Source organism: Sporolactobacillus mangiferae, from assembly GCF_023336505.1.
In the GTDB taxonomy this organism is placed as follows: Bacteria; Bacillota; Bacilli; order Bacillales; family Sporolactobacillaceae; genus Sporolactobacillus; species Sporolactobacillus mangiferae.
Window position 1 is genome coordinate 1 of the sequence record NZ_JAMAST010000033.1, and the last position, 7,499, is coordinate 7,499.

At 45.6% G+C, this 7,499-nt stretch carries 6 protein-coding genes; 2 read left to right on the top strand and 4 right to left on the bottom strand.

The genetic code is table 11. The features are described 5' to 3' along the window. Nucleotides 1–64: 64 nt before the first annotated feature. From galT to M3N64_RS13790, 3 genes are read right to left on the bottom strand one after another with little or no spacing between them, the layout of a single operon-like run. Nucleotides 65–1,579 carry a UDP-glucose--hexose-1-phosphate uridylyltransferase gene (gene galT, locus M3N64_RS13780; protein WP_249104173.1) on the bottom strand — a complete coding sequence of 505 codons (1,515 nt, stop codon included), beginning with the start codon at nt 1,577–1,579 and terminating at the stop codon, nt 65–67. Nucleotides 1,580–1,591: 12 nt separating this feature from the next. Then, nucleotides 1,592–2,590 carry a UDP-glucose 4-epimerase GalE gene (gene galE / locus M3N64_RS13785; protein ID WP_249104176.1) on the bottom strand — a complete coding sequence of 333 codons (999 nt, stop codon included), beginning with the start codon at nt 2,588–2,590 and terminating at the stop codon, nt 1,592–1,594. 4 nt (nt 2,591–2,594) lie between these two features. After that, the gene (locus tag M3N64_RS13790; protein WP_249104179.1) at nt 2,595–3,779 is read right to left on the bottom strand and encodes a galactokinase; all 1,185 of its coding nucleotides are present in this window, start codon (nt 3,777–3,779) and stop codon (nt 2,595–2,597) included. 498 nt (nt 3,780–4,277) lie between these two features. On the opposite strand from M3N64_RS13790, the gene kduI reads away from it, so the two are divergent. Next, nucleotides 4,278–5,108: a 5-dehydro-4-deoxy-D-glucuronate isomerase gene (gene kduI / locus M3N64_RS13795; protein WP_249104189.1), complete on the top strand. Its 831-nt coding sequence runs from the start codon at nt 4,278–4,280 to the stop codon at nt 5,106–5,108. A 347-nt stretch (nt 5,109–5,455) separates the two neighbouring features. Beyond that, complete coding sequence (locus M3N64_RS13800; protein WP_249104182.1) at nt 5,456–6,454, top strand: IS30 family transposase; 999 nt, start codon at nt 5,456–5,458, stop codon at nt 6,452–6,454. Nucleotides 6,455–6,970: 516 nt separating this feature from the next. Here the strand turns inward: M3N64_RS13800 and M3N64_RS13805 are convergent. After that, nucleotides 6,971–7,369 (bottom strand): hypothetical protein, encoded by a 399-nt coding sequence (locus M3N64_RS13805; protein ID WP_249104186.1) that lies wholly within the window; start codon nt 7,367–7,369, stop codon nt 6,971–6,973. Nucleotides 7,370–7,499 lie beyond the last annotated feature (130 nt).

Here is a 7,499-nt window from a genome sequence, read left to right on the forward strand (position 1 = left end):
TTATGGGCCACGATCATTTTTCAGTGTGAATTGCCATACCTTTTCTCCCTGATAGATGCCAAACTCACTCTTGGTTATCTGCATGAATTGTTCCCCCGATCGTATCGATAAAACGTATGAAAGCGCTGTGCCCCTCTTTTGAGCGCTTGTAGACACCTGCGTCTTCCAGTACACGTTTAAAAATTTTGCCAACTTCCTGCCGGATAATCGCATCGATGTTCGCACTGTTCCGTTCGGGGTGTCTGCGCTTCAATTCATTTGCCCAGGGCAGGTGGTAGTCTTTGATCGCATTTTTTTCATCTAATAAATACTTTGCCGTTTCATGCAGTTCTGATTTCAGGCGAGGCGGCAGAATGGCCAGCCCCATGACTTCAATCAGTCCGATATTTTCTTTTTTTATATGATGCAGTTCCGCATGCGGATGGAAAATGCCCTGTGGGTGCTGCATGGAGGTCTGGTTATCGCGCAGAACCAGATCAAGTTCGTATAAAACATCGCGACGCCTTGCTATCGGCGTAATTGTATGATGGGGTTCACCGTTACTTTCTGCCCGGACATTAACCGCCTCATCGGAGTAGTGACGCCATGCCTTCAGAATTTTTGCAGCAAGTTCGATTAATGAATCTTTATTCCGGCTGGCTAGACGTATGACCGACATCGGCCATTTAACAATCCCGGCTTTAACATCTTCAAATGATTTGAATTGAACACGGGTTTCGATCGGTGCCTTTGCCATTGGAAAGTCATGCCTGCCGCCCTGATAATGCTCATGAGATAAAATCGAACCTCCGACAATCGGGAGATCGGCGTTGCTCCCAACAAAATAATGAGGGAATTTATCTGTAATCGACAGCAGACGACGAAAAGTATTCATGCTGATTGCCATCGGTTCGTGCTTCGCCGACAGAAAAATGCAGTGCTCATTAAAATAAGCATAGGGCGAATATTGAAAACCCCATTCCTCGTGATTATTTAATTGAAGGCGGATGATTCGATGGTTGCTTCTCGCCGGATAATTGATACGGCCAATATACCCCTCATTTTCCATACAGAGCTGGCATAAAGGGTATCCCGAGCCTGGCATTGCTTTTTCCAGTGCAATTTGTTTCGGATCCTTTTCCGGTTTGGACAGGTTAATCGTAATTTCCAATTCGCCATATTCAGTAGCCGATGTGAAATAGATGTTTTTCTGAATCGATTTGGTCTTAATATAGTCATTGGCCTTGCTTAGCTTGTAAAAGTAATCGGTTGCGGCTTTTGGACCTTCCTGATTGTAACGCGTCCAAAACTGTTGATTGACCACCGAAGGTGCCGGTGTGATGAAGTTCATCAGCTGGGCACCGAGCATATCGCGTGCACCAAAGTGGGATTCAATTTTATGATTCTGTACCGCACGCTCCACCAGTTCATCTTTCAGGCCGAGCATGTCAGTAGGTAAAGTCTGGTGTTCATTCTGAGTCTGCTCTTCGCCCACAAGTCCCAGAATCTGGTTGATTAAATAACGCCTGTCCATAGGTCCATAGTCGCTGCATGCGATGATTTGATCGACAAACTGATGAATTAAACTGTTCTCTTTCAATGGACTTCTCCTTTATGATTCCCGGTCCTGATAGCCCTGTGGATGCTTCACATGCCAGTTCCAGGCTGTCTGGATAATGTCATGAATATCGTCATATTTTGGCTGCCAATGAAGTATCTCACGTGCCCGGTCACTTGCGGCGATCAGTGTGGTCGGATCACCGGCTCTTCTTGGTGCGACTTGGGCGGGAATTTTTTCACCGGTTGTCTGGCGCGCAGCCTCCAGAATTTGCTTGACAGAGAATCCTGTTGCAGAGCCCAGGTTAAATGCTGAACTTTTTCCGCCATTCTTTAAATATTCGACGGCCAGAATATGTGCGTCCGCTAAATCGACGACATGTACATAGTCGCGGACATTCGTTCCGTCCGGCGTATCATAATCATCGCCAAAGATTTTTAACTGTGGCCGCTGACCAAGGGCAACCTGCAGCACAACCGGAATCAGGTGCGTTTCCGGTTTATGATCTTCGCCGATGCTTCCGTCCGGCTTAGCACCGGCAACGTTGAAATAGCGGAGGGCAACGAAATGAATGCCATGTGCCTGATCAGCCCAGCGAATCATTTTCTCCATGGCCAGCTTACTTTCACCGTAAGGATTGGTCGGGACCTGCGCATCCGTCTCATGAATCGGAATACGCTCAGGTTCACCGTAGGTGGCGGCTGTCGAAGAGAAGACAATGCGCCCAACGTGAAAGTCATGCATCGTCTTCAGAAGGCTGATCATGCCGCCAATATTGTTATCAAAGTATTTTAACGGTTTTTCCATTGATTCACCGACAAGGGAATTCGCAGCAAAATGAATGACACTGTCAATCTGTTCTTTTTTAAAAACTGTGTTCAGAAACTCCTGATCACGAATGTCCCCTTCATAAAAAGCGGCCTGATCGTGAACCGCTGCGCGATGTCCGGTGGACAAGTTATCAATCACAACAACTGAATACCCTTTTTCAATTAAGCGATCAACGGTATGCGAGCCAATATAGCCTGCACCGCCGACAACGAGAATAGACATAAGCTTACCCCTCCGGAGCTGTTAATTTTTTTGCACCGTCTGCGATTTCTGCGATATAAAAGGAAGGCGCGTAGCCAATAGTTTGTTCATAAACCTGCCCAACCTTTTTCTGGAACTGGTCTGCCTGTGCCTTTTGCACGATTGCAATGGCACATCCACCGAATCCGGCACCGGTCATTCTTGCTCCAAGAACCCCGGTTTGCTGCCAGGCCGTCTCCACTAGCGTATCCAATTCTTTTCCGGTTACTTCATAATCAAATTTCAGTGAGACATGCGATGCATTCACCAGCCGCCCAAAAGTATTGAGATCGCCGTTAGTCAATGCTTCACGCGCTTTCAGTGTACGCTGATTCTCCGAAACCGCATGGCGTGCTCTTTTGAGCAGATTTTCTTTCTTGATTAAATAGGCATACTCATCGAAACGATCATTGTCCAGATCACCTAATGAATCAATATTGAGTTTAACCTGAAGTTCTTTCAGCGCCTCCTCACATTCTCCGCGGCGTTCGTTATATTTTGAATCCGCCAACTCACGACGTTTATTGGTATTCATAATAATGATAACATAATCACCAAGTTCAACCGGAACGAGGTCATACTTTAATGTATTGGTATCCAGGTGAATAGCGCGATCCGCTTTTCCCATACCCACAGCGAATTGATCCATAATTCCTGAATTGACACCAATAAACTTGTTTTCAACTTCCTTGCCGATTTTAACGAGGTCAAGCCTGTCAATTTGAAGATTAAAGAGATCTTCAAGAATCACGCCGGTTAATAATTCGATGGATGCAGACGATGAAAGACCGGCACCATTCGGAATATTTCCAAAGAAGTAGATGTTCATTCCCTGATCAATGCGGTATCCTTTTTCTTTCAGAAAATGGATAACACCCTTCGGATAATTAGCCCACTGATCCTTTGCTGAATAAGCGAGATCATGAACATCGAAAGAGATAGTTCCCAGTTCACTGAAATTTTCCGAAAATAATTTCACCTGACTGTCGTTGCGTTTACTTGCCACTCCATAAGTTCCTAATGTAATGGCGCATGGAAAAACATGACCACCATTATAATCAGTGTGTTCACCAATCAAATTAATACGTCCGGGAGCAAAATAACTCGAAGGCGACTGGGATTCATCCCCAAATACAGCCCTGTACCCCTCAAATAGTTTAGTTAAATTCATGTAGTAGCCACTTTTTAATTTACTAAAATATCTTCTTAAATATTAATCTAACTTTCTTGTATTTGCAAGCCCTTTCATCGTAGCGTGCAAGGAGTGTATGCTTATTCATAAAAAATGTCAGAGATCATGAACCAGATGCTGAGCGCTGTACTTTGTCGGGATAGCAGATTATGCCTGTAACAGGCAATCTTGAGCCAAACCATGACAGCAAAGATTAACAAGCGTTATCTTAGTTAAAGAATGGGATTGGAGGGGCGTGTCCGTGTTTGGAAAAAGGATGACCAGAACTTAAAGAGGTGCCAGGAAAAGATGAAGTGAGAAGAATATGCTTCTTGTATAAATTCTTGAAAGCGCTCGCGGAAAGAGATATTATAGGAACTGCATAAGATATGTTTCTTTTTTGAACAATTAATTTATTATAAAGAACCTTCGCGAGGTTCTTAGGTCATCCATTTTACATGAGTAGCAGACAGGAGGAGACTAATTATGGCACAAAGCATGACTACCCGCTATACGCACAGTCCGGCGGATATCCGCCATTATGCAACTGAGGACCTGCGGCGTGAATTTTTAGTTGAGGAAGTGTTCGTTCCCGGGAAGACGGTGCTCACTTACACACATAATGACCGGCAGATTTTTGGCGGTGTAATGCCGACGGATCGGCCACTGTCCATTCATCTAACAAAAGAACTGGGTGTTGACTACTTTCTTGAGCGTCGTGAATTGGGCGTAATCAATATTGGTGGTCCTGGGACGATTTCTATTGACGGTACAGTGGAGAGCATGAAAAAACAAGACGGATATTATATTGGAAAGGGAACAAAAAAAGTTGAATTCCGATCTGATGATCCGAATCAACCGGCAAAATTTTATTGTGTATCTACTCCGGCACATCATAAATATCCAAATGTAAAGATTGCCATTGATGCGATTAAACCGAGAGAAACCGGCGAATCTCTGTCACTGAACGAACGTAAGATCTATCAATACATTCATCCGAATATCTGTCAGAGTTGCCAATTGCAGATGGGTTACACAGTTTTGTCACCGGGCAGCTCATGGAATACAATGCCATGCCATACGCATGAAAGGCGTATGGAAACCTATCTTTATTTCGATATGGATGAAGACACACGCGTTTTCCATTTTATGGGGATTCCCGAAGAAACCAAGCATCTCATTGTCGCCAATGAACAGGCAGTCATATCTCCAAGCTGGTCCATTCATTGTGGTGTGGCAACAAAGAATTATACTTTTATCTGGGCAATGTGCGGGGAGAATATCACTTATGATGATATGGACTTTGTGTCGATGAACAGACTGAAATAACAGATTTCGCGGAAACCAATTGGTTACTTGTCTTTTTATAAGCAAGTATCTCTTGGTAAGGATGATCGTATAAGTGCAACATTAAAGCATTTTGTGAACGTACAGAATCAGTAGCGCATATGCTGTGCGCTCGTGGCAGGCGAGCGACCGTAGCACTGATGCAATCCAACAGGTATAAATCAATAAAAATCATGATCGGAGATTGGGAACCGGGCACTTTTGCCCGGTTTTTCTATAACCTTGAATTTACACTTTAAGTGCAACACTTAGAAAATAAAAGGACCCATCGCTGAGCCTTCCCTGTACAATAGGATTTGCGAGAAACTATTGAAAGCAGGTGAACAGCAATGAGTCACTATCACCATCTTAATCCATTTGAACGGGAAAGCATACTGAGAAATGTCACCTTGGGCAAGTCTAGACGCGCAATAGCGACTCTGCTGGGACGCTCCCCAGCCACCATCAGCCGTGAACTGAAACGCAATTCACAGCAGGATGGCACGTACTCTTCGGTTCATGCCGAAGAAAACTACCATGCCCGGCGTACGGGCTGTCACCGCCAGCCCTTGCTTGCCCATCAGGCCCTTTGCGACCAGGTGCAGCGGTTGATTCTTGATCATCAATGGTCCCCGGAACAAATTGACCGGCGCATGAAACACGAGCATCATGCCTGGCACATCAGCTATACGACCATTTACCGGGGGATTGAGCGGCATCTTCTCGATACACCGGAGCGCCGGCCGGGGCAGCGCGGGCTCGCTCGCCACCTGCGTCATCGCGGGAAGGCCCGGCATGGTCAGGGCTATGTGGAGCGCCGGGGGAAGATTGATTTTCACCCGGCCCTTGACCAGCGCCCGTTAGACGCTCAGGAACGTCGTACCATCGGCCACTGGGAAGCCGATACGGTGATTGGAAAGCCCGGCTCGGACTGTCTGGTCACCCTGGTGGATCGCCGCACCCGCTTTTTAATGGCCGCTAAAGCTACCCGTAAAACCGCGCGATACGTGACGGAACAGCTGATCAAACTGCTGAACCCGTTGCCTGAGGGGCAGCGCCGGAGCGTCACGCCGGATCGGGGTAAGGAATTCGCCTGGTATGCCCGGATCACTGAAACATTAGGTGTGCCCTTTTACTTCCCGGCGCCGCACGCGCCCTGGCAACGCGGCAGCAATGAAAATACCAATGGCCTATTGCGCGAATATTTTCCCAAGGGATATGACCTGAAGCAGGATTCTGACGTCGACGTTCAACATCATGTTGATGAACTGAACCACCGTCCACGCAAATGTCTGGGATGGCGAACGCCTTTTGAGGCCTTTTACCATCGGGTGTTGCACTTGATTTGACAATTCAAGACGATAAAAAAAGAGGGACAGCCTGATACCAATTCTGAACTTTCGGTGTCGGGCTGCCCGGTATATGATCGGCTGATTGATTTTGAACAGAAGAAACCAACGGCTTGCCTTATTCAAGTGGTTTTCCGTAGATTTCGAACTCAGTGAGTGCCGGAAAAGGAGATTCATCATCCGCCTTGCGAAGATTTTTCAGCCTGACCCACTCAATAGTTCTCGGGGAAATGGAAAATTGCTGGCATTCACGTGTCTTTTTAAGATGCAGTTGTTCCTGTGAACCATCGGAGAATTGCACGGTTGTCTCTGTCCAGTAACTGTCGTGTGGAAAGTCTCCTCGTAAAATGAGAACCAGCAGATCTACAGTAACTGTTCGTCCAAAATCAATCTCAATAAATGCATCCTTCTGACGATTGATGCCCCATGACTGATAGGGATATGATCCGTGACTTTCATTGGCAATGACACCATCAATGGCATTGCGTGCAAAGAATGTCGCATCATTGCGCGTTTCTACGTTTGCCCATGCATGCGGATAGGCCCCTGTCTCTTTTTTTGATCATGAACATTTAATGCAAGATTACGGTAACTTTTTATTTCAAATATATTCGCCAGACGGACATCCATATATTTTCGATCACCAATAAAGGCATTCTGCGGATACGCTAGTTTCAAATTGTGATCAAGCGGGTAGGTATACGTCCATTCCTTACCTTTCAGATAAATTAATGAAGGATTCAGTGCTTCGTCTGCCTGAACTACGAGATATTGTCCGGCCTTATCGAGAGAGACTTTTAAACAATCTCCCTGTTCAAGAGGGCCCGAATAATCGAGGTATACATGATTTTCAGCCGTTCGGCTTTTTTTCGTTGCACCACGCTTATCTATAAGTGTTAATGTGATTTTTGACATTTTATCCTCCTTTACCGCCTCACTTCCATCGTAAATGAGACTGAGACTACATAGATTATATATTGGAAACCCTGTTTCTTATATTATTCATTATTCTAAGAGCAGATTCTTGAAATGACAAGGGGAAAAG